The 18,911-nt window shown below is 72.0% G+C and carries 18 protein-coding genes; 9 read left to right on the top strand and 9 right to left on the bottom strand.

Annotation, left to right across the window (positions count from 1 at the left end; all coding sequences use genetic code 11):
• The first annotated feature begins 19 nt into the window (after positions 1-19).
• Together ACFVHK_RS15920 and ACFVHK_RS15925 are read left to right on the top strand one after the other, a co-directional pair.
• A complete protein-coding gene (locus tag ACFVHK_RS15920; RefSeq protein ID WP_129234272.1) occupies positions 20-334 on the top strand; it encodes a hypothetical protein in 315 nt (104 codons plus the stop codon).
• Positions 331-816, top strand: a complete 486-nt coding sequence (locus ACFVHK_RS15925) for a hypothetical protein (protein WP_376929677.1) — start codon at positions 331-333, stop codon at positions 814-816. The genes ACFVHK_RS15920 and ACFVHK_RS15925 overlap by 4 nt, the downstream gene beginning before the upstream one ends.
• Before the next feature lie 57 nt (positions 817-873).
• Here the strand turns inward: ACFVHK_RS15925 and ACFVHK_RS15930 are convergent, their stop codons facing one another.
• Complete coding sequence (locus ACFVHK_RS15930; RefSeq protein ID WP_376929678.1) at positions 874-1,380, bottom strand: MarR family winged helix-turn-helix transcriptional regulator; 507 nt, start codon at positions 1,378-1,380, stop codon at positions 874-876.
• A gap of 159 nt (positions 1,381-1,539) precedes the next feature.
• On the opposite strand from ACFVHK_RS15930, the gene ACFVHK_RS15935 reads away from it, so the two are divergent.
• Entirely contained in the window at positions 1,540-2,796 is a 1,257-nt protein-coding gene (locus ACFVHK_RS15935) for an MFS transporter (RefSeq protein WP_376929692.1), read from the top strand.
• 138 nt (positions 2,797-2,934) lie between these two features.
• Complete coding sequence (gene mdlC, locus ACFVHK_RS15940) at positions 2,935-4,566, top strand: benzoylformate decarboxylase (RefSeq protein WP_376929679.1); 1,632 nt, start codon at positions 2,935-2,937, stop codon at positions 4,564-4,566.
• Here the strand turns inward: mdlC and ACFVHK_RS15945 are convergent.
• The 6 genes from ACFVHK_RS15945 to ACFVHK_RS15970 all read right to left on the bottom strand — a co-directional run bounded on the left by ACFVHK_RS15945 (position 4,538) and on the right by ACFVHK_RS15970 (position 12,335).
• Positions 4,538-5,626: a LacI family DNA-binding transcriptional regulator gene (locus ACFVHK_RS15945; protein WP_376929680.1), complete on the bottom strand. Its 1,089-nt coding sequence runs from the start codon at positions 5,624-5,626 to the stop codon at positions 4,538-4,540. The two genes, mdlC and ACFVHK_RS15945, sit on opposite strands and share 29 nt — an antisense overlap.
• A 36-nt stretch (positions 5,627-5,662) precedes the next feature.
• On the bottom strand, positions 5,663-7,810 hold the full coding sequence (gene yicI, locus ACFVHK_RS15950) for an alpha-xylosidase (RefSeq protein ID WP_376929681.1): 2,148 nt from the start codon (positions 7,808-7,810) through the stop codon (positions 5,663-5,665).
• On the bottom strand, positions 7,810-8,763 hold the full coding sequence (locus ACFVHK_RS15955) for a carbohydrate ABC transporter permease (RefSeq protein WP_376929682.1): 954 nt from the start codon (positions 8,761-8,763) through the stop codon (positions 7,810-7,812). The genes yicI and ACFVHK_RS15955 overlap by 1 nt, the downstream gene beginning before the upstream one ends.
• On the bottom strand, positions 8,760-9,764 hold the full coding sequence (locus ACFVHK_RS15960) for a carbohydrate ABC transporter permease (RefSeq protein ID WP_376929683.1): 1,005 nt from the start codon (positions 9,762-9,764) through the stop codon (positions 8,760-8,762). The genes ACFVHK_RS15955 and ACFVHK_RS15960 overlap by 4 nt, the downstream gene beginning before the upstream one ends.
• Positions 9,765-9,871: 107 nt before the next feature.
• The gene (locus ACFVHK_RS15965) at positions 9,872-11,164 is read right to left on the bottom strand and encodes an ABC transporter substrate-binding protein (protein ID WP_376929684.1); all 1,293 of its coding nucleotides are present in this window, start codon (positions 11,162-11,164) and stop codon (positions 9,872-9,874) included.
• Positions 11,165-11,312: 148 nt separating this feature from the next.
• Positions 11,313-12,335: a LacI family DNA-binding transcriptional regulator gene (locus ACFVHK_RS15970; protein WP_376929685.1), complete on the bottom strand. Its 1,023-nt coding sequence runs from the start codon at positions 12,333-12,335 to the stop codon at positions 11,313-11,315.
• Between the two features lie 198 nt (positions 12,336-12,533).
• Between ACFVHK_RS15970 and xylA the strand changes: the two genes are divergently transcribed.
• From xylA to ACFVHK_RS15985, 3 genes are all read left to right on the top strand, one after another.
• Entirely contained in the window at positions 12,534-13,724 is a 1,191-nt protein-coding gene (gene xylA / locus ACFVHK_RS15975) for a xylose isomerase (RefSeq protein WP_129234277.1), read from the top strand.
• 192 nt (positions 13,725-13,916) lie between these two features.
• On the top strand, positions 13,917-15,317 hold the full coding sequence (gene xylB / locus ACFVHK_RS15980; protein ID WP_376929686.1) for a xylulokinase: 1,401 nt from the start codon (positions 13,917-13,919) through the stop codon (positions 15,315-15,317).
• Positions 15,318-15,430: 113 nt separating this feature from the next.
• Positions 15,431-15,697 (top strand): hypothetical protein, encoded by a 267-nt coding sequence (locus ACFVHK_RS15985; protein WP_376929687.1) that lies wholly within the window; start codon positions 15,431-15,433, stop codon positions 15,695-15,697.
• A gap of 11 nt (positions 15,698-15,708) precedes the next feature.
• Here ACFVHK_RS15985 and ACFVHK_RS15990 read toward each other — a convergent pair whose 3' ends face one another.
• Both ACFVHK_RS15990 and ACFVHK_RS15995 read right to left on the bottom strand, forming a co-directional pair.
• Positions 15,709-16,806 (bottom strand): glycerate kinase, encoded by a 1,098-nt coding sequence (locus tag ACFVHK_RS15990; RefSeq protein WP_376929688.1) that lies wholly within the window; start codon positions 16,804-16,806, stop codon positions 15,709-15,711.
• A complete protein-coding gene (locus ACFVHK_RS15995) occupies positions 16,803-17,525 on the bottom strand; it encodes a ThuA domain-containing protein (RefSeq protein WP_376929689.1) in 723 nt (240 codons plus the stop codon). Before ACFVHK_RS15995 ends, ACFVHK_RS15990 begins: the two co-directional genes overlap by 4 nt.
• A gap of 216 nt (positions 17,526-17,741) precedes the next feature.
• On the opposite strand from ACFVHK_RS15995, the gene ACFVHK_RS16000 reads away from it, so the two are divergent.
• Both ACFVHK_RS16000 and ACFVHK_RS16005 read left to right on the top strand, forming a co-directional pair.
• Positions 17,742-18,317: an ArsR/SmtB family transcription factor gene (locus ACFVHK_RS16000; RefSeq protein WP_376929690.1), complete on the top strand. Its 576-nt coding sequence runs from the start codon at positions 17,742-17,744 to the stop codon at positions 18,315-18,317.
• Positions 18,314-18,844 carry an SRPBCC family protein gene (locus ACFVHK_RS16005; protein ID WP_376929691.1) on the top strand — a complete coding sequence of 177 codons (531 nt, stop codon included), beginning with the start codon at positions 18,314-18,316 and terminating at the stop codon, positions 18,842-18,844. The genes ACFVHK_RS16000 and ACFVHK_RS16005 overlap by 4 nt, the downstream gene beginning before the upstream one ends.
• Positions 18,845-18,911 lie beyond the last annotated feature (67 nt).

Consider the following 18,911-nt stretch of genomic DNA (forward strand, 5'->3'; position numbering starts at 1 on the left):
CGGCGCGACGAGGAGAGCGATGAGCACGGATTCCATGCCGAGAACGGTGATCTGGTGGGGTGTCGTGATCGCCCTGGCCGGCGGTGCACTCATCGCGGCCGCGCCGTACGCGCTGACAGCGTGGTGGGGCATGAACACGGCCGAATGGAGCGCTGCGACCGTCGTCTTCGAGGTCGTCCTCGCAATCGCACGGACGACGCTCGCGCCCCTCGGCGCCGCGCTCATCGCCGCCGGCCTGGTCATGCACTACGTCGACCGTCGTCTTCGCGGCGACCGGATCGCCGACCGTCCGCACCGCTGGCGATTCCCCAGCGCGGAGGAGGCCGAGCGGTGACGCGCTCTCCGGGCGCGACGACCGGCTGCCGTGTCGTCCTGCGCGGATCGTTCGCGCTCCCGCTGGCGCGACACGATGCGTTCCGGCTCTTCACGGCCCGGGGCGAGGAGCTCCGGGTTCCGGGCTGGACGCCGCGGTTCTTCGTCGACGACGCCGACGACCTCGAGGTCGGCACGGTGTGGCAGACGCGGGACGACGACGGCCGCCCGACGACGTGGGTCGTGCTCGACTGCGAGCCCGGCCGCGCGGCACGGTACGCGCGGGTCGCCGAGGCGTGGACGGCGGGCACCGTGACGGTCGAACTCGTCGACGCCGCCGAGGGCTGCGTCGTGCAGGTCGCCTACGACCTCACCGCGATGACGACGGATGCCGCGGCCGACCTGGCGCGGTTCGCCGACGGGTACGACGCCTACCTCGAGGAGTGGCGCACGACGATCCTCGACCACCTCGCGTCCGGCGGCGCGATGCCGGGTCCCGTCTGACGCGAACTCGGCCGACGGGCCCGGGGTGGGGACTCGCTCGCGAGGCGCGACGCTGACTCAGGCCTCGATGTCGTCGAGTCGCGCGATGACGACCTCGAGCAGGCGCGCGAGCTCGCCGCGCTCGGTGTCGCCGAGGTCCTGCAGCACGTCGGACTCGACGACGTCGGAGCTGCGGATCGCGAGGCTGAACAGCTCCCACCCGCCGTCGGTCAGCTTCACGAGGATGCGCGTGCGGTTCTCGGCATCGGGCGTCCGCTGGACGAGGCCGCGATCGACGAGCTTGTCGAGCCGATGCGTCATCGACGAGGGTGCGACGTTGGTGAGGTCGGCGAGCTGGCTCGGCGTGAGCGCGCCGCCGTCCTTCGCGAGCGTGGCGACGACCGCCCACTCCCCCGCCGTGACGTCGAGGTCGGCGAGCTGCCTGGCGTACCACTGGTCGAGCTTCTTCGAGAGGCTCTGCACGGCCGTGATCACGCGCTGCACCGACTCCTCGCCGCCCGCGGCCACGTAGGCCGCGACGGCCCTGCGGTGCTGCTCGGCCGCACTCGGCCCGCGTCTCGCCATGCGGGAATTCTCGCACACGTCTTTCGGTTGCTAAGATTTCGACATCGAAGTATTCGACGCCGAAGCCACGAGGGCGACGGCGTCGCCGCGGCGTGCGGCCGCGGCATCCGTCATCGACCTCGCGGTCGACCACGTGAAAGGGGTGCGCCCGTGCGCGCGATGCTGCTCGTTCTCGCTTCGAGCATCGGTTCTCTGGGATGGGGCGGGATCCTGCCCTACCAGTACGCCTATGCCGCGGAGACGAGGGACTGGGGCGCGCTCGTCGCGGCCGGCGCCGCATCGCTGTTCTCGGTCGGCGCGCTCGTCGCCGCGCCGCTCGCAGGTCGACTGAGCGACCGGTTCCCGGCCGTCCGGGTCGCCGTCGTCGCCCAGATGATCGGTGCCGCGGCGGCGGCGTCGCTCATCATCGCCGACGAGCCCGGCGCATTCCTCGCGGGCATGCTCGTGTTCGGGATGGGCCTCTCGGCGGCCGCGCCCGCGAAGCAGGTGCTCGCGCTGCAGTGGTCCTCGAGCGACGACCGACGGAAGGTGTTCGCCTACAAGTTCACGGGCGAGGCGCTCGGCATGGCCGCGGGTGCATTCATCGCCGGGCTGCTCGTCGACCTCGACCGGCACGACGGCCTGGACGTCGGCTTCCTCATGGCCGCCGCCGGGTTCGCCGTGTCGTCCGCCATCATCGCGATCGCCGGTCGCGGCGCCCCGGAGCCGGTCGACTTCGCGAGCGACCCGACCGGCTCGATCACGGCCGTCGAGGCGCGCTCGCGCGGCATCCTGCGCATCATCTTCGCCACCCCGGCGCTGCGCTGGACCGCGATCGTGACGATCACCCTGGCCCTCGGCTTCTACGCGCAGTTCGAGTCGGGGCTGCCCGCGTACGGAATCACCGTGCTCGGCGTCGACCCGACCGTCATCGGCACCGCCGCGGCCGTCAACTGCCTCGTGATCGTCGCGATCCAGGTGGTCATGGTCCGGCTCACGGCCAAGCGCAGCGCGCCCGTGCTGCTCATGGGCGTCGGTGCGATCTGGGTGATCGCCTGGCTCGGGCTGTCGGCGGCGCAGCTCGCGCCCGGCCTCGCCGCGGCGATCTTCGTCACGACCTACGGCATCTTCGCCGTCGGCGAGACGATCTACAGCCCCGTGCTGAACCCGCTCACGGCCTCGCTCGCCCCGAAGGGCATGGTCGGGCAGACGCTCGGCACCATGGCGGCACTGCAGACCGCGTTCACGGCGGCCGGCCCGCTCGTCGCGGGGGTCCTGCTCGGCGCCGGCCTCGTCGACGGGTTCCTGTGGATGCACCTCGGCGTGAGCGTGCTCGCGGTGTTCGCGGCCTGGCGCGTGCACCGCGCGCTCATCGTGTCGCGGCGCGAGTCGGAGCCGCCGCTCACGCGGCCGATCCCGGTCGCGGGCGGCGCCTGAGCGCGACGGGCCGCGGCTGCGACGCGCGGCGCCTCGGGCCTTCGGTCCGTTGCGGCATCCGTGCCGCTCTGGCAGGGTGTGCGCCGAGACGACCCCGGGAAGCCGAGACGCCCCGGGATGCCGAGGGGGCGAGGCGACGTGGTCACCGTACGAGAAGCGACGTTCCAGCTGTTCCGCGACCTGGGCCTGACGACGGTGTTCGGAAATCCGGGCTCCACGGAGGAGACCTTCCTGAAGGACTTCCCGTCGGACTTCACCTACGTGCAGACGCTCGCCGAGGCGGCCGCCGTCGGCGCGGCGGACGGGTTCGCGCAGGCCACGCGGGCGCCGACGCTCGTCAACGTGCACACGTCGGCGGGCCTGTCGAACGGGATGTCGAACATCCTGACCGCGTTCATGAACCGCACGCCGCTCATCGTGACGGCGGGCAACCAGACGCGCGACATGCTGCTGATGGAGCCGTGGCTGACCAACATCGAGCCGTCGGTGCTGCCGAAGCCGTGGGTGAAGTGGAGCTACGAGCCGGTGCGGGCCGGTGACGTCCCGGCCGCCTTCATGCGCGCGTACGCGATCGCGACCCAGCCGCCGCAGGGCCCGGTCTTCCTCTCGATCCCGCTGGACGACTGGGATCGGGAGGCCGACGGCCACGCGGTCGTCCGCCGCGTCGCGAACCGGATCGCGCCCGATCCGGCGCGCATCGCGGAGTTCGCGGTGCGCCTGTCGTCGGCGGAGCATCCGGCCCTCATCCTCGGCGCCTCGGTCGCCCGCGAGCAGGGATGGGACCAGGCCGTCACGCTCGCCGAACGGCTGAACGCCACGGTCTGGGCGGCACCGGCCTCGGAGCGGGCGCCGTTCCCCGAGCACCACCCGCTGTACGCGGGCGGACTGCCGTTCGCGATCGGCCCGCTCGCCGAGAAGCTCGCCGGGCACGACGTCGCGATCGTGATCGGCGCCCCCGTCTTCCGCTACTACCCGTACGTCGCGGGGCCGTACCTGCCCGACGGCCTCCAGCTCCTGCACGTCTCGGACGACCCTGCGGAGACCGCCAAGGCGCCGGTCGGCGACAGCCTGATCGGCGACCCGCTGCTCACGATGCAGGCCCTGACCGAGATCATCGAGGCCCGCCCGGCGCCCATGCGCACGGTCGAGATGCTGCCGCACCGGATGGCGCCGACCGCGGTCTCCGCGGACGCCGAGCAGGAGGCGCCCGAGGGCGTCCTCACCCCGCTGCAGCTGTTCCGCATCCTCAGGGATGCGACTCCGCCCGACACCGTGCTCGTCGAGGAGTCCCCGTCGAACCTCGCCGAGCTCCACGCCGCGTGGCCCGTCGAGGTCCCGGACACGTTCTTCACGTTCGCCTCGGGCAGCCTCGGGTGGAACCTGCCGGCCTCCGTGGGCATCGCGCTCGCGGAGCGCAGGACGGGTCGCAACCGCCCGGTGCTCGCCGTGATGGGCGACGGCTCGCTGCAGTACTCCATCCAGGCGCTCTGGACCGCGGCGCAGCACGACGCGAACCTGATCGTCGTCGTGCCTCGCAACGGCGAGTACGCGATCCTCAAGTCGTTCGCGGAGCTCGAGGAGACCCCCGGCGTGCCGGGCCTCGAGATCCCGGGGCTCGACATCGTCTCGCTGGCGAAGGGCTACGGATGCCGCGGCGTCGAGGCCGGCACGGACGACGAGGTGCGCTCGGCGCTCGCGCACGCGCTCGAGCACGGGGGCACGTCGGTCATCGTCGTGCCGGTCACGCCGACGGTGCCCTCGCTGCTCTAGCCCGAGGCTGCGACGACCGCGAGGCAGCCTCGGCCGGGGCCGCCGTGCTGTCCCGCACCACGAGGCTCGTCGCGAGGTCCATCCGCGGCGTCGGCGCACCCGGGCCGTGCGGGTCCTCGGCGAGGCGGATGGCGAGTCGCGCCGCCTCCTCGCCCATGCGGCGCAGCGGCTGGTGGACGGTCGTGAGCTTCGGCGTGAGCCAGCGGGCGAGCGGGATGTCGTCGTAGCCGACGACCGAGAGGTCCTCGGGCACGCGGATGCCGCGCTCGCGCGCGGCCTCGAGCACGCCGAGCGCCTGCATGTCGCTGCCGGCGAAGATCGCCGTGGGACGGTCCTCGCGATCGAGGAGCTCGCGAGCCCGGTCGCGGCCGCCGGACACGTGGAAGTCGCCGAAGCGGATCCACTCCTCGTCGACCGGGAGTCCGGCCGAGTTCATGGCGGACCGGTAGCCGTCGATGCGCGCGAGCGAGCACATCATATCGGCCGGCCCGGTGATCGCGGCGATCCGCCGGTGGCCGAGCTCGATGAGGTGGCGCGTCGCGGCGAGGCCGCCGGACCAGTTCGCCGAGCCGACCGACGGCACGTCGGGCGACGGGTCGCCGGCCGGGTCGACGATGACGAACGGGATGGCGCGCGAATGGAGCTGCTCGTGGTACTCGGGTGCCAGGTCGCTGAAGACGAGCACGACGCCGACCGGCCGCCGGCGCATCACGCCCTCGACCCAGTCGGGGTCGGGCGAGTGGCGGGTGCCGCTCACGGTCAGCACGACGCTCAGCCCGTGCTCCTTCGCCACCGACTCGACGCCGTCGATGACCTCCATCGACCAGATCGGGTCGAGCTCGTGGAAGACGAGCTCGATGAGCTCGGCGCGCGCCTCGGAGCGCCCGCCTCCGCGGCGCCGGTACCCGCGCTCGGCGAGCACGTGCTCGACCCGCGCGCGGGTCGTGGCCGAGACATCCGAGCGGCCGTTCAGCACCTTGGAGATCGTCGCGAGCGAGACGCCCGCCTCCGCGGCGATGTCGGCGAGCGTGACGCGCTCGGGCGCGGCATCCGTTGTCATGTTTCGAAGCCTAGCCACGAAACTTCCGAAATGCACTCAGCCGCGCACGATGCCGGGCGCTCCGTCCTCGTCGATCACCGGGATCGCCGCCCCGCCCCTGATCCACAGCGGGACCGTGTCGAAGCCGTGCCGCTCGCGGCGCCATCCGCCGCCCTCGACGACCTCGCGCGTGAACCAGTTCGTCCAGGCCCCCTCGGGCAGGTAGTACTCGACCTCGCCCGACGCCGAGAACACCGGCGCGACGAGCAGGTCGGGTCCGAGCAGGTACTGCCGGTCGAGGTGGGCGACCGCGGGGTCGCCGGGGAAGGCGAGCTGCATCGGCCGCATGATCGGGATGCCGGCGGCGTGCGCCTGCTCCCCCGCCGCGACGAGGTACGGCCGCAGCGACGCCTTGAGCTTCGCGAACGTGCGCGCGACCTCGACGGCCGACTGGCCCGGCGCCTCGTCGCCCGTGTCGAACGCCCACGGCACGCGGTAGCTCGTCGACCCGTGCAGGCGCGAGTGGCTCGAGAGCAGCCCGAACGCGAGCCAGCGCTTGAACACCGCGGCATCGGGGCTGCCCTCGAAGCCGCCGATGTCGTGGCTCCAATAGCCGAAGCCCGTCATCGCGAGCGAGAGGCCGCCGCGCAGGCTCTCGGCCATCGAGGTGAAGGTCGAGGAGTTGTCGCCGCCCCAGTGCACGGGCATCGACTGGCCGCCCGCGGTCGCCGAGCGCGCGAACAGGACGGCCTCCCCTGCGCCCCGTTCGGCCTCGAGCACCTCGAACACCGCGCGGTTGTAGAGGTCGGTGTACCGGTGGTGCATCGCCTCGGGGTCACTGCCGTCGTGCCAGACGACGTCGATGGGGATCCGCTCGCCGAAGTCGGTCTTGATCGCATCGACGCCCTGCGCGACGAGGCCGCGCAGGTGCTCCTGGAACCAGCGCGTCGCCTCCGGGTTCGTGAAGTCGACGAGCGCCATGCCCGCCTGCCACAGGTCCCACTGCCAGACCGAACCGTCCGCCCGTCGCACCAAGTAGCCGTGCTCCAGGCCCTCGCGGAACAGCTGCGATCGCTGTGCGATGTACGGGTTCAACCACGCGCTCACCCGCAGGCCCCGCTCGTGCAGCCGCGCGAGCATGCCCTCGGGATCGGGGAAGACCGCGGGGTCCCACTGGAAGTCGGTCCAGTGGAACTCGCGCATCCAGAAGCAGTCGAAGTGGAAGACCTCGAGCGGGATGTCGCGTTCGGCCATGCCGTCGATGAACGAGTTCACGGTCGCCTCGTCGTAGTCGGTCGTGAAGCTCGTCGAGAGCCACAGCCCGTAGGACCAGTCGGGCACGCGGGCGGGCCGCCCCGTGAGGCGCGTGTAGCGGTCGAGCACCTCGGCGGGTGTCGGCCCGGCGATCACGAGGTACTCCAGGCACTCCCCGGCGACCGAGAACTGCACCTGCTCGACGGCCTCCGAGCCGACCTCGAACGACACGTGCCCGGCGTGGTTGACGAGCACGCCGTAGCCGCGGTTCGTCAGGTAGAACGGCACGTTCTTGTAGGCCTGCTCGCTCGACGTGCCACCGTCGGCGTTCCAGATGTCGACCGTCTGGCCGTTCTTCACGAGTGGGCCGAACCGCTCGCCGAGCCCGTAGACGAGCTCCCCGACGCCCAGCGAGAGCTGGGTGTGCAGGTATGCGGATGCCTCGGCGAGCCCCGTGGTCGAGATGCCGGTCACTCCCGCGGGCTCGGCCGCGACCGGGGCGCCGGCCGCGAGCCTCAGGTAGCCCACCGACTTGTGCCCGCTCGTCGTCATCGCCGCGCCGGAGGCGTCCTCGAACGTCAGCTCCCACGGGGCGCCTCGGCGGACGCGCGCACGAAGCGAGCCCGCGTCGACCAGGCCGCCCTCGTCGTCGACCGAGATCGAGGCGCGGAACGCGGCATCCTCCGCCAGGTCGAACCCGACGTCGCGCGGAGTCCCGCAGTGGTGCTCCACGCGCACTCGGATCACGCCCTCGGCGACGCTCGCGAGCGAGACCGTGAGCATCGGCCGGTTCAGCGTGTCGCCGCGCGCGGCGATCACCCGCGTCGGCGCCCAGACGACCAGCTCGTCGCGCCCGTCGGCGCCCCGCTCGATCGCGAGGTCGCGCGCCTCCTGCGCGTAGAGCGCCTCGACGCCGGGGCGGACGTGCCAGAACCCGTCGGTGAACTTCATTACTTGACCGCCCCTGCCGTGATGCCCCTGGTGAGGGTGCGCTGGAAGATGAGGAAGAACACGAGCGTCGGGATGAGGCCCAGGAGGGCCGACGCGCTCGTGGTGGTGACGTCCATCAGCCGGTCGCCCTGCAGGACCGTGATCGCCACGGGCACCGTCTGGGTCGCATTCGACACGAGGAACGTCAGCGGGATCAGGAACTCGTTCCAGGTCCAGATGAAGAAGAAGATGAGCAGCACCGACAGCGTCGGACGCGAGATCGGGTAGACCACGCGCCAGAGGATCTGCCAGCGCGAGGCGCCGTCGAGCGACGCGGCCTCGAGCAGTTCCCTCGGGAAGGTCCCGTACACCGATGCGAGCAGGTAGGTGCCGAACGCCGACTGGATGACCGTGAAGATGATGATCACGGCCCACTGGCTGTCGTAGAGCCCGGCCTCCTTGAACATGAAGTACAGCGGGTAGAGCAGCACCTCCTGCGGCAGCATGTTCGCCAGCAGGATGAGCACCACGATCCAGAGCCGGCCCTTCACGCGCCCGATGCCCAGCGCGAAGGCGTTGAACATCGAGATGAGCACGGCGAACACCGCGACGAGGCCCGAGATGAAGACGCTGTTCCACAGCTTCTCGGGGAAGTTCACGCGCTCCCAGAACGCGACGAGGCCGTCGACGTAGAACTCGGTCGGCAGCGCGAGCGGACCCGAGGTGTTGTAGTCGGCAGGCGACTTGAACGAGTTGACCAGGATCAGCAGGAACGGCACGGCGATGAAGAAGCCGAGCACGATCGCGACGACGAGCACGAGCCAGTCGCCGGGGGTGCGCTTGGCGGGGCCGCGTCGCCGCGGGCGGGCGCTGCCGCGCGGCTGCCGAGCGGCGGGAGCGGGGGCGGGTGCGGCATCGGCCGGCAGTTCGACGTCGCGGTGCTCGGGGTCGAGCTCCTCGATGATGGCGCTCATCGCTCGGCCTCCTTCTTCTCCATGCGGTGCTGGGCGAGGATGAACAGCACGCTGACCGCGGCGATCACGATCGTGAGCGCGGTCGCGATGGTCGCGCCGTAGCCGACCTGCTGCGACTGGAAGAACTCGCTGTACGCGTAGTACGCGGGCACGATCGTCGACGTGCCCGGCCCGCCGCCCGTGAGGGCGTAGACGGGGCCGAACACCTTCAGCGCCGCGATCGTGCAGGTCAGCGTGACGACGAAGATCTCGGGGCGGATCATGCCGAGCGTGATCGCCCGGAACCGCTGGAACCAGTTCGCGCCGTCGAGTTCGGCGGCTTCGTAGAGCTCCGGGTCGACGCGCTGGAGCGCCGCCATGAAGATGACGATCGGATAGCCGAGCTGGACCCAGACCATGATGACCATGAGGCTCGGCAGCGCCGTGTCGGGGCTGCCCAGCCAGTTGCGGGTGAGGTCGCCGAGGCCGACGGCCTCGAGCACCTGGTTGAGGGCGCCGTTCTGGGGGCGCAGGATCCACCCGATCACGATGGCCGCGATGACCGCGGGGAGGATCTGCGGCAGGTAGTACGTCGCACGGAGGAAGCTCGCGAACCTGCCGCCGAACTTGCGGCCGATGAGGTCGAACAGCATCGCCGCGAGCAGCAGGCCGAGCAGCGTCGGTGCGATGACCATCGCGAGGATCATGGCGATCGAGTTGCCGAAGCTGGTCCAGAAGACGCGATCGCCCATGAGCTCGACCCAGTTCTCGAGGCCGATCCACTCGGGCGGGCGGATGCCGCGGTACTCCGTGAACGTGAGGTAGACGTTCCAGACGAGCGGGACGACCACGATGACGGCGAGGAGCGCGAGGCCCGGCACGAGGTAGAGCCAGTAGGTGCCGCGGCGGGCGCCGGGGATCAGGCCGTCCTCCGGCCCGGCGGGGCGGCGCGACCTGCGGCGGCCGCCCGCGGCATCCGTCGCCTCGATGGTCGTCGCGGCCCTGGTGTCGAGGGCTGACATGGGTGGTTCCTTCCGGTGGTCCGGCGGGCCGCGCTGCGGCCCTGCTGGGGCGTGGCCCCGAGGGGCGGATGCCGCGGCGCACGCACTCGCCGCGGCATCCGAGCCGGTCAGCCGACGATGTCGTCGACGCCCGACTGGTACTGCTCGCCGAGCTGCTGCTGCACCTCGGACGGCGACTTCGTGCCGTTCACGAGCTCCTGCAGTCCGGCGTTCAGCTCGTCGTAGAAGGTCGGCGTGGGCCAGTCGGGGTAGAACGAGATGCCGTCCATGTCGTTCAGCGCGTTGAAGTTCGCGATGAGCTCCTGCGACTTCCCGTCGGTGATGTCGGCCGGGTCGGCCGCGACGGGCACGCCGCCGTTGTTGCCGAGCAGCGCCTGGATCTCGGGGCGCATCGTGATGTCGATGAACTCGTAGGCGAGCTCCTTGTTCTTCGCCCGCTCGGGCACGACCCACATGTTGCCCGCGGAACCCGGCGACAGCTCGGCCTCCGGGAAGAGGAACGTGCCCCACTCGAAGTCGGTGATCTCGTTCACGAAGCGGCCGTACCACCAGCTGCCCGAGTAGAAGATCGGGGCGTCGCCGCTGATGAAGCTCACGCCGGCGTCCTCGGCCTTCAGGCCCGAGGCATCCGTCGAGATATAGCCCGCGTCGACCCAGTCCTTCACGGTCTCGGTCGCGTAGGAGATCTCCTCACCCGACCAGTCGACCGGGTTCTCGTAGAGCTGGTAGTCGTCGACGAACTGCCGGTCTGCCTCGCTCAGCGCGAGCTGGTACCAGAGCTGGCCGAGCGGGTACTCGGCGGCGGACTCGGCGAGCGGCGTCGTGCCCTGGTCGGCGAACGCCTCGAGGACGTCCTCGAACTCGGCGAGCGTGGTCGGCACCTCGACGCCGGCCTCGGCGAACGCGTCCTTGTTGTAGTAGACCTGCACGAACTCGCCGTAGTTGGGCACGCCGTACCAGCTGCCCGAGCCCATGATGCCGTCCTCGTCGTACTTGGCGGTGGTCTGCAGCGCGGGTGCGAGCCGGTCGCCCCAGCCGTACTCGTCGACGACGTCGTCGAGCGGCGTGAGCAGGCCCTCGCTCGAGAGCAGGCCCGCGGTCGCGTTGCCCTTGTTGTACTCGAGGAGGTCGGGCGCCTCGTCGGAGTTCAGGACCTGGCTGGCCGTCGAGCGGATCTGCTCGAAGCTCTTCTCCTCGAACTCGACCGTCGCGCCGGTCTCCTCCTCGAAGACCTCGATCGCCTCCGCCCAGGCGATGCCCATGGCCGAGTCCGCGCCCTCGTAGTGCCAGAGGCGGAGGACGTCTTCGTCGCCGCCGGCGTCGCCGCCGGAGCAACCGCTGAGGGCGAGGGCCGCGACGGCGACCGAGGCCGCGACGGCGAGGGTTCTGGTGTGCTTCATTGCTACCTCCTGGTGTGTGTGTGGTGCGGTTCCCGGCGGGTCGGGGAGGGTGCCGGGGATGTTCCGGTGGTGGTCTCGGGTCGGGTCGGGCGATTGTCGAAGCGCTTCGATCGATGACGAACGGATGCCGCGTGGCCGCGGTGGCCCGTCAGTCCGACGCGCCTCCGGGCGGCGCGGTCGAGCCGTGCGCCCGGTACTCGGGGGCGATCAGGTGGACGGCCGCCGGGACCTCGCCGCCGTCGACCATGCGCATCGCGAGCTCGACCGCGAGCTCGCACGACGCGCTCGGCACGAGCGGGACGGAATCGATCGGCGGGTGGAACGAGGACGTCTCGAAGGTCGCCCCGACGGAGACGACCGAGACGTCCTGGGGCACGCGACGGCCGAGCGCGGCGAGCTCGTCGAGCGCGACCGCGTGACTCGTGTCATCGCAGTGCAGCACGAGCGCCGTGGCGCCGCCCTCGACCAGGTCGCGGACGGCCGCACGGACCGGCGCACGCCTCGGTCCGTCGGCCTCGGGCAGCACGGTCGTGCAGGCCACGCCCCGCTCGGCGGCGCGAGCCTCGAGCCCGCGCCGGACGCGCGGCGGGAAGTTCGACTTCTCGTACGCGGCCGGCGGGTGGCCGACGAACCCGATCGAACGGTGGCCGAGGTCGGCCACCCGGTCGACCGCGAGCGCGGCGGCCGCCTCGAAGTCGAGGTCGACGCAGACGAGGCCCTCGTGGTCGTCGGGCACGCCGATGAACACGGAGGGCAGCGCGATGCGTCGAGCCAGGTCGACGCGCTCGTCGTCGGGCGCCACGTCGAGCACGAGCACGCCGTCGGCCAGGCCGCTCGACGCGACGCGTCGCATGCCGGCCGACGCCTCCTCCTCGGTGAGGAGCAGGATGTCGTACTCGTACCTGCGCGCGGCGATGGACGTCGCGAGCACGAACGCCATGTGCGCGGGCGCGTGGGTGTCGGCCCGGAACGGCTCGGTGAGCGCGAAGATCTGCGTCCGGCGGCCGGCGAGCATGCGCGCGCCGGCGTTCGGCCGGTAGTCGAGCTCGCGGGCCGCCTCCTCGATGCGCCGCCGGGTGTCGGGCGAGATCGAGCGCTTGCCGCTCAGCGCGTACGACACGGTGCTGATGGACACGCCGGCGGCCTCGGCCACCTCGTGGATCTTCGCCATGCCGACTCCATCGTCTCGAAGCGTTTCGACTGATTGCGATGGGACTCTACGCAGGTGTCGAAGCGCTTCGCAAGTGTTTTGTGGAATTCGAGAACAAATGGCTTCCCCGCGGGCCGCCGCGGACTTGCCGTCAACGCGACATCCGGTTATGTTTATCTTGCCAACAAATCATCGATGACGCTGAAAGGCGGATCACCCATGGCCACCGCGCCCACCCGCGACGACAAGTTCTCCTTCGGCCTCTGGACCGTGGGCTACAACGGCACCGACCCGTTCGGCGGCCCCACCCGCAACGCCCTCGACGTCGTGCACGTCGTCGAGCAGCTCGCCGAGCTCGGCGCCTACGGCCTCACCTTCCACGACGACGACCTGTTCGCGTTCGGCTCCTCCGACGCCGACCGCGCCAAGCAGATCGACCGGCTGAAGGACGCGCTCGCCGACACCGGCCTGATCGTCCCGATGGTCACCACGAACCTCTTCTCGGCGCCCGTCTTCAAGGACGGCGGGTTCACCTCGAACGACCGCCAGGTGCGCCGCTTCGCGCTCCGCAAGGTCTTCCGCCAGCTCGACCTCGGCGCCGAGCTCGGCGCCAAGACCTTCGTGATGTGGGGCGGCCGCGAGGGGGCCGAGTACGACTCGGCGAAGGACATCCGCGCCGCCCTCGAGCGGTACCGCGAGGCCGTGAACCTGCTCGGCGACTACGTGACCGACAAGGGCTACGACATCCGCTTCGCGATCGAGCCGAAGCCGAACGAGCCCCGCGGCGACATCCTGCTCCCGACCCTCGGCCACGCGATCGCGTTCATCGACTCGCTCGAGCGCCCCGAGCTCGTCGGCCTCAACCCCGAGGTCGGGCACGAGCAGATGGCGGGCCTCAACTTCGCCGCGGGCATCGCGCAGGCGCTCTACCACGGCAAGCTCTTCCACATCGACCTCAACGGCCAGCGCGGCATCAAGTACGACCAGGACCTCGTCTTCGGCCACGGCGACCTGCACAACGCGTTCGCGCTGGTCGACCTGCTCGAGAACGGCGGCCCCGGAGGCGTGCCCGCCTACGACGGCCCGCGTCACTTCGACTACAAGCCGTCGCGCACCGAGGACGAGAAGGGCGTGTGGGAGTCCGCCGCCGCGAACATGCGGACCTACCTGCTGCTCAAGGAGCGCGCCGCGGCCTTCCGCGCCGACCCCGAGGTGCAGGAGGCGCTCGCCGCCGCCAAGGTCGACGAGCTCGCCACGCCCACGCTGAACCCCGGCGAGACCTACGACGACTTCCTCGCCGACCGCTCGGCCTACGAGGACTTCGACGCGAACGCCTACCTCGGCGGCAAGGGCTTCGGCTTCGTGCGCCTGCAGCAGCTCGCCACCGAGCACCTGCTCGGCGCGCGCTGACCGATCCTTCCCGCCCCGCCGCGCCTCCCGGCTCGGCGGTCGCCCGAGCGGGCAGGATGACGGAGTTCTCCGCCGACACGCCGGCCGGGGCGGCCGACATGCCGCCGGGTGGCAGTGGACTCCGTCATCGTGAACGCGAACCCGCGCGCTCAGACCGCGGAGCAGACCGACAGAACCAGTCAGGAGGACACCATGACGCTCGTCGCCGGAGTCGACTCGTCGACGCAGTCGTGCAAGGTCGTGATCCGGGATGCCGCGACCGGGGCGCTCGTGCGCTCCGGTCGCGCAGCGCACCCGGACGGCACCGAGGTCGACCCCGCCGCGTGGTGGGGCGCGCTGCTCACGGCGTTCGCCGATGCCGGCGGGTTCGAGGGCGTCGCGGCGATCTCGATCGCGGGCCAGCAGCACGGCATGGTCGTGCTCGACGCGGAGGGCCGCGTCATCCGCCCCGCCCTGCTCTGGAACGACACCCGCTCGGCGCAGGCCGCGCGGGACCTGATCGACGAGGTCGGTGCGCCGGCCTACGCCGAGCGCACGGGCGTCGTGCCCGTGGCCTCGTTCACCGCGACGAAGCTGCGCTGGCTGCGCGACGCCGAACCCGAGAACGCGGCGCGCGTCGCCGCCGTGGCGCTCCCCCACGACTGGCTCACCTGGCGGCTGCGCGGCTTCGGGCCGGAGGGGGAATCGCCGCTCGGACCGGTGCTCGACGAGCTCACGACCGATCGGTCGGATGCGAGCGGCACCGCGTACTGGGGCGCCGGCGGCTACGACCGCGAGCTTCTGGTGCGGGCGCTCGGGCACGACGCGATCCTGCCGCGCGTGCTCGGTCCCGGTGAGGCGGCCGGGCGGACGCCCGACGGCATCCTCGTGGGCCCCGGCGCCGGCGACAACGCCGGCGCCGCGCTCGGGCTGGACGCGGCATCCGGCGACGTGGTGGTCTCGATCGGCACGAGCGGCACGGTGTTCGCCGTCACGGACGCCCCGGTGGCCGACACGTCGGGCACCGTCGCCGGCTTCGCCGACGCCACCGGGCGCTTCCTCCCGCTCATCGCGACCCTGAACGCCGCGCGCGTCCTCGACGCGACCGCCGGGCTCCTCGGCGTCGACCACGCCGAGCTCGGCCGACTCGCGCTCCAGGCCGAGCCCGGGGCGTCCGGCGCCGTGCTCGTGCCGTACTTCGAGGGCGAGCGCACGCCGAACCTCCCGGATGCGACCGCCTCGTTCGCCGGGCTGACGCTCGCGAACACGACCCGCCCGTCGATCGCGCGCGCCGCGGTCGAGGGCCTGCTCTGCGGGCTCGCCGACGGGCTCGACGCGGTGCGCCGACAGGGCGTCGACGCGCAGCGGATCCTGCTCATCGGCGGTGCCGCGCAGAACCCCGCCGTGCGGGTCGCCGCCACGCAGGTGTTCGACGCCCCGGTCGTCGTGCCGGCCCTCGGCGAGTACGTCGCGGACGGCGCGGCGCGGCAGGCGGCCTGGGTGCTGACCGGCCGGCGACCGGCGTGGCCGATCGAGGCGGGCGCCCCGCTGCCGGTCGACACTCGTCCGGAGATCCGACAGCGCTACGCGGCGCAGGCGCAGGCGTCGACCTGACGATCGGCGGACGCGGGCGGGTCCGGGCGGAGTCCGAGGCTCGGCGCGTAGCATGGCAGGAGGACGTCGTCGTCCGACGACGCCCCTCCGACCGAGCAGGAGGATCGATGATGATGTCCGAACCCGATGAGGCCCGCGCGACCGATCCCGACGACGTCGAGGGCACGTACACCGAGGTCGAGGGCGAGGCACCGCGGAAGCGGACCGTCGAGGGCGAGTACACGCGCAGGAACGGCGTCGAGGAGGACGAATCCGTCGTCGGCGACTACACCTCCACCGACGAGCACCCCGACGTCCACGCGGCGTCCGAGGAGCACGGCGACTACACGCGCTCCGAGGAGGGCCACCCGAAGCCGCACCCCGGCATGCACAAGGGCTGAGCGCCGCCCGGTCAGCCGAACGATCGAGCGAGTTCCGCTCCCGCCGCTTCGAGCCAGCGCAGCGGGTCTGCGATGGCGCCCGCTCCCCCGCCTGCGAGGTCGGCCAGCGACGCGGATGCCGCGAAGCCCGACGAATCGGCGTCGATCGCGCCTGCCACGAGCGCGATGGGCACGCCCGCGGCCGCTGCTCGCGCGGCGACCTCGCTCGGCACCTTGCCCGCGGCGGACTGGCCGTCGAAGCGCCCCTCGCCGGTGATCACGAGCGTCGCGCCCTCCAACGCGTCGCCGAGCCCGATGGCGTCGGCGACCGCCGCCGACCCGCCGGCCATGTGCGCACCCCAGACGAGCAGCCCGAAGCCGGTCCCGCCTGCGGCGCCGGCGCCGGCCGCGTCGGCGAACGCCGACCTGTCGGGCATCGCGCGGACGAGCCGGCCGAGGTTGCGCTCGAGCGGCTCGACCTGTTCCGGCGCCGCGCCCTTCTGCGGACCGAAGATCGCGGCCGCGCCGAACGGACCGAGCAGCGGATTCGTGACGTCGCTGAGGATCGCGGCACCGCGCGGAGGCCGCTCCCGGAGGCCCGACAGGTCGACCCGGGCGATCGAGCCGAGTCCGCGATTGCCCGCGGGGACCGGCCACCCCTCGCCGTCGAGGAATCGTCCGCCGAGCGCCGCGAGGGCGCCGGCGCCGCCGTCGGTGGACGAGCTGCCGCCGATCGCGAGGAGCACCCTCGTCGCGCCGCCGTCGAGCGCCGCGGCGATCGCCTGCCCGAATCCGATCGTGTGCGCGTCGAACGGGCGGAGCGGGTCGAGCAGGGTGACCCCGCTCGTGAGCGCGAGCTCGACGAGGGCGCTGCCGTCGGGCAGTCGGAGCCACGCGGCATCCACCGGTCGGTCGTCGGGACCCTGCACCGTGACGGGCACGCGCTCGGAACCCGCGACCGCGGCCGCGAACGCGTCGAGCGTGCCCTCGCCACCATCGGCCATGGGCTTCAGTACGAGCTCGTCGTCGGGCGCGACCGAGCGCCACCCGCGTGCGAGCGCGTCGGCGGCCTCGGCGGCGGTCGCGGTGCCCTTGAACGAGTCGGGCGCGACGACGATCCGGCGGCTCACCGGGCGCCCGCCGCAGGGAGTCGCCCTGCCGCCGTCGGCGCGGGCACGCGGCGCAGCCAGTCGAGCGCGTTCGCGATCAGCGCCCGGTGGCTCGCCGAGTCGTACGAACGACTGTCGTGGCCGAGCGCGTCGTACACCAGGCGCGACGGACCGATCTCGCGGGCCCACACCAGCGGATGACGGATGCCGTCCTGCTCGTGCTCCGCGATCGGCTCGATGACGTCGTGCAGCAGCAGCGAGCTGTAGCGCTCGTCCTCGAGCGTGAAGTCGTCGAGGCCCTCGCGGATGGCGTGGTTGCCGACGAGGTGCACGTGCGCCTCGCCGAACGGCGGATGCCACGACACGTCCCACTCCCATCGCCCGCCGATCGCACGGTCGAACGCGTCGACGTCGCGCAGGCTCGACGCGGCCGCATGGACGGCGAGGATGCCGATGCCGCGCTCGAGCGCCGACGCCAGCGGGCCGCCGTCGACCGCGGGCCACTCGGCATCGGCCGGCAGCGGCTCGCCGTCGGTGCTGGAGCGATCCGGATCACCGGCGTTCACGACGAGCAGCGTCACGTCGTCCTCGAGCGAGCCGAGGGCGGCATCGACGTCCTCCCTGATCTCGACGTCGAAGCCCGCCTCGGCGACGAGCTCGGCCAGGCGCGCGCTCGTCTCGGCGAAGGGATGCCACGGGTCGGCGTACCGCCCGGCACCGCTCAGGATGATGGCGCGCATCGGAACCTCCTCGTTCGGCTGCATCGTACGGCCGTCAGCCGATGACCACCATGGCCCGGTCGAACGCGTCGAGCCGGACGCGTTCGATCCGCTCTCCCGTGACGGCGTCGGTCCCCGCGGACTCGACCTCGACGACCGGGCCGCCCGGGTCGACGAGCGTGAGGAGCTCGACGCGACCCCTTGACAGTTTTTCCTGTCAAGGCGTACCGTGACTGCATGCATGACGTCCGGGTGCTCGCAGACGGCGCCTCCGTGGAGGTCGCACTCGACCCGATCCGCGCGTCCATCCTCGACGTGCTGAGCGAGCCCGGGTCGGCCGCCACGGTCGCCGCGGAGATCGGGTCGACCCGGCAGAAGGTCAACTACCACCTGAAGGCGCTCGAGGCCCACGGCCTCGTCGAGCCGGTCGAGACACGGGCCTGGGGCGGCATCAGCGAGCGCTTCGTGCGTCGCACCGCACGGCACCTCGTCGTCTCGCCGAACGTGCTGCAGCGCACCGCGGTCGACCCGGAGGCGATCGGCGACCGGCTCTCCGCCGCGTACCTGATCGCGGTGAACGCGCGGACCGTGTCGGAGGTCGGCGCGATCGCCGGCGACCCTGCGACCGAGACGCGCGTGCCCACGCTGACCGTCGACGCCGTAATCGGGTTCGCCTCGCCGCAGGACCGCGCGGCCTTCGCCGCCGAGCTCCAGTCGGCGATCGCCGCCCTCGCCGCGAAGTACCACCACGACGACGGCCGTCCGCACCGCCTCACCGTCTCGTCGTACCCCCGACCGAAGGAGTCGTCATGAACACGCCCGACCGACCGGACCGCGTCGAGCACCGGATGGAACGCACGTACGACCTCGCCGCCACTCCCGAAGAGGTCTGGGAGGCGATCGCGACCGCCGACGGGATCTCGTCGTGGATGGTGCCGACCCGCCTCGAGCCCCGCGTCGGCGGGGAGGTGTCGTTCGACCTCGGCGGCCTCACCACGACCGGAGTGGTCACCGAGTACACCCCGAATGAACGGTTCGCGTACGAGGAGCCGTGGCCGGTCGGCGACCGACCCGAAGACCTGGCGCCGGAGATGGCCGAGTGGTTCGAGACGATCGGCGTGCCGCTGGCGGAGGTCTACGAGGGCCTGGAGCGGGTCACCCCGATCGCCACCGAGTTCCTCATCGAAGCCGTCTCCGGCGGCACCTGCGTGGTGCGCGTCGTCACGAGCGCGTACGGCAGTGGAGCGGACTGGGAGAACGAGTTCTTCGACCAGATGGCGCTCGACCTCGTTCCGATCCTCGACAACCTCGCCACTCGCTTCCCGGTCGCGGCGCGGTGACGGATCGAGGACGCGCGACATCCGCCTCGGTGCCCGGTCGGCGGCTCGGAACCCCCGGGTTCCGAGC

The organism is Agromyces binzhouensis, from assembly GCF_042672355.1.
GTDB lineage: Bacteria > Actinomycetota > Actinomycetes > Actinomycetales > Microbacteriaceae > Agromyces > Agromyces binzhouensis.

Excerpts from the sequence above, each read along its gene's own strand:
- ACFVHK_RS15920 (WP_129234272.1), top strand. The coding sequence starts at position 20 with ATGAGCACGGATTCCATGCCGAGAACGGTGATCTGGTGGGGTGTCGTG.
- ACFVHK_RS15930 (WP_376929678.1), bottom strand. The coding sequence starts at position 1,380 with ATGGCGAGACGCGGGCCGAGTGCGGCCGAGCAGCACCGCAGGGCCGTC.
- ACFVHK_RS15935 (WP_376929692.1), top strand. The coding sequence starts at position 1,540 with ATGCTGCTCGTTCTCGCTTCGAGCATCGGTTCTCTGGGATGGGGCGGG.
- ACFVHK_RS15945 (WP_376929680.1), bottom strand. The coding sequence starts at position 5,626 with ATGACAACGGATGCCGCGCCCGAGCGCGTCACGCTCGCCGACATCGCC.
- yicI (WP_376929681.1), bottom strand. The coding sequence starts at position 7,810 with ATGAAGTTCACCGACGGGTTCTGGCACGTCCGCCCCGGCGTCGAGGCG.
- ACFVHK_RS15955 (WP_376929682.1), bottom strand. The coding sequence starts at position 8,763 with ATGAGCGCCATCATCGAGGAGCTCGACCCCGAGCACCGCGACGTCGAA.
- ACFVHK_RS15960 (WP_376929683.1), bottom strand. The coding sequence starts at position 9,764 with ATGTCAGCCCTCGACACCAGGGCCGCGACGACCATCGAGGCGACGGAT.
- ACFVHK_RS15965 (WP_376929684.1), bottom strand. The coding sequence starts at position 11,164 with ATGAAGCACACCAGAACCCTCGCCGTCGCGGCCTCGGTCGCCGTCGCG.
- ACFVHK_RS15970 (WP_376929685.1), bottom strand. The coding sequence starts at position 12,335 with ATGGCGAAGATCCACGAGGTGGCCGAGGCCGCCGGCGTGTCCATCAGC.
- xylA (WP_129234277.1), top strand. The coding sequence starts at position 12,534 with ATGGCCACCGCGCCCACCCGCGACGACAAGTTCTCCTTCGGCCTCTGG.
- xylB (WP_376929686.1), top strand. The coding sequence starts at position 13,917 with ATGACGCTCGTCGCCGGAGTCGACTCGTCGACGCAGTCGTGCAAGGTC.
- ACFVHK_RS15985 (WP_376929687.1), top strand. The coding sequence starts at position 15,431 with ATGTCCGAACCCGATGAGGCCCGCGCGACCGATCCCGACGACGTCGAG.
- ACFVHK_RS15995 (WP_376929689.1), bottom strand. The coding sequence starts at position 17,525 with ATGCGCGCCATCATCCTGAGCGGTGCCGGGCGGTACGCCGACCCGTGG.
- ACFVHK_RS16000 (WP_376929690.1), top strand. The coding sequence starts at position 17,742 with ATGCATGACGTCCGGGTGCTCGCAGACGGCGCCTCCGTGGAGGTCGCA.
- ACFVHK_RS16005 (WP_376929691.1), top strand. The coding sequence starts at position 18,314 with ATGAACACGCCCGACCGACCGGACCGCGTCGAGCACCGGATGGAACGC.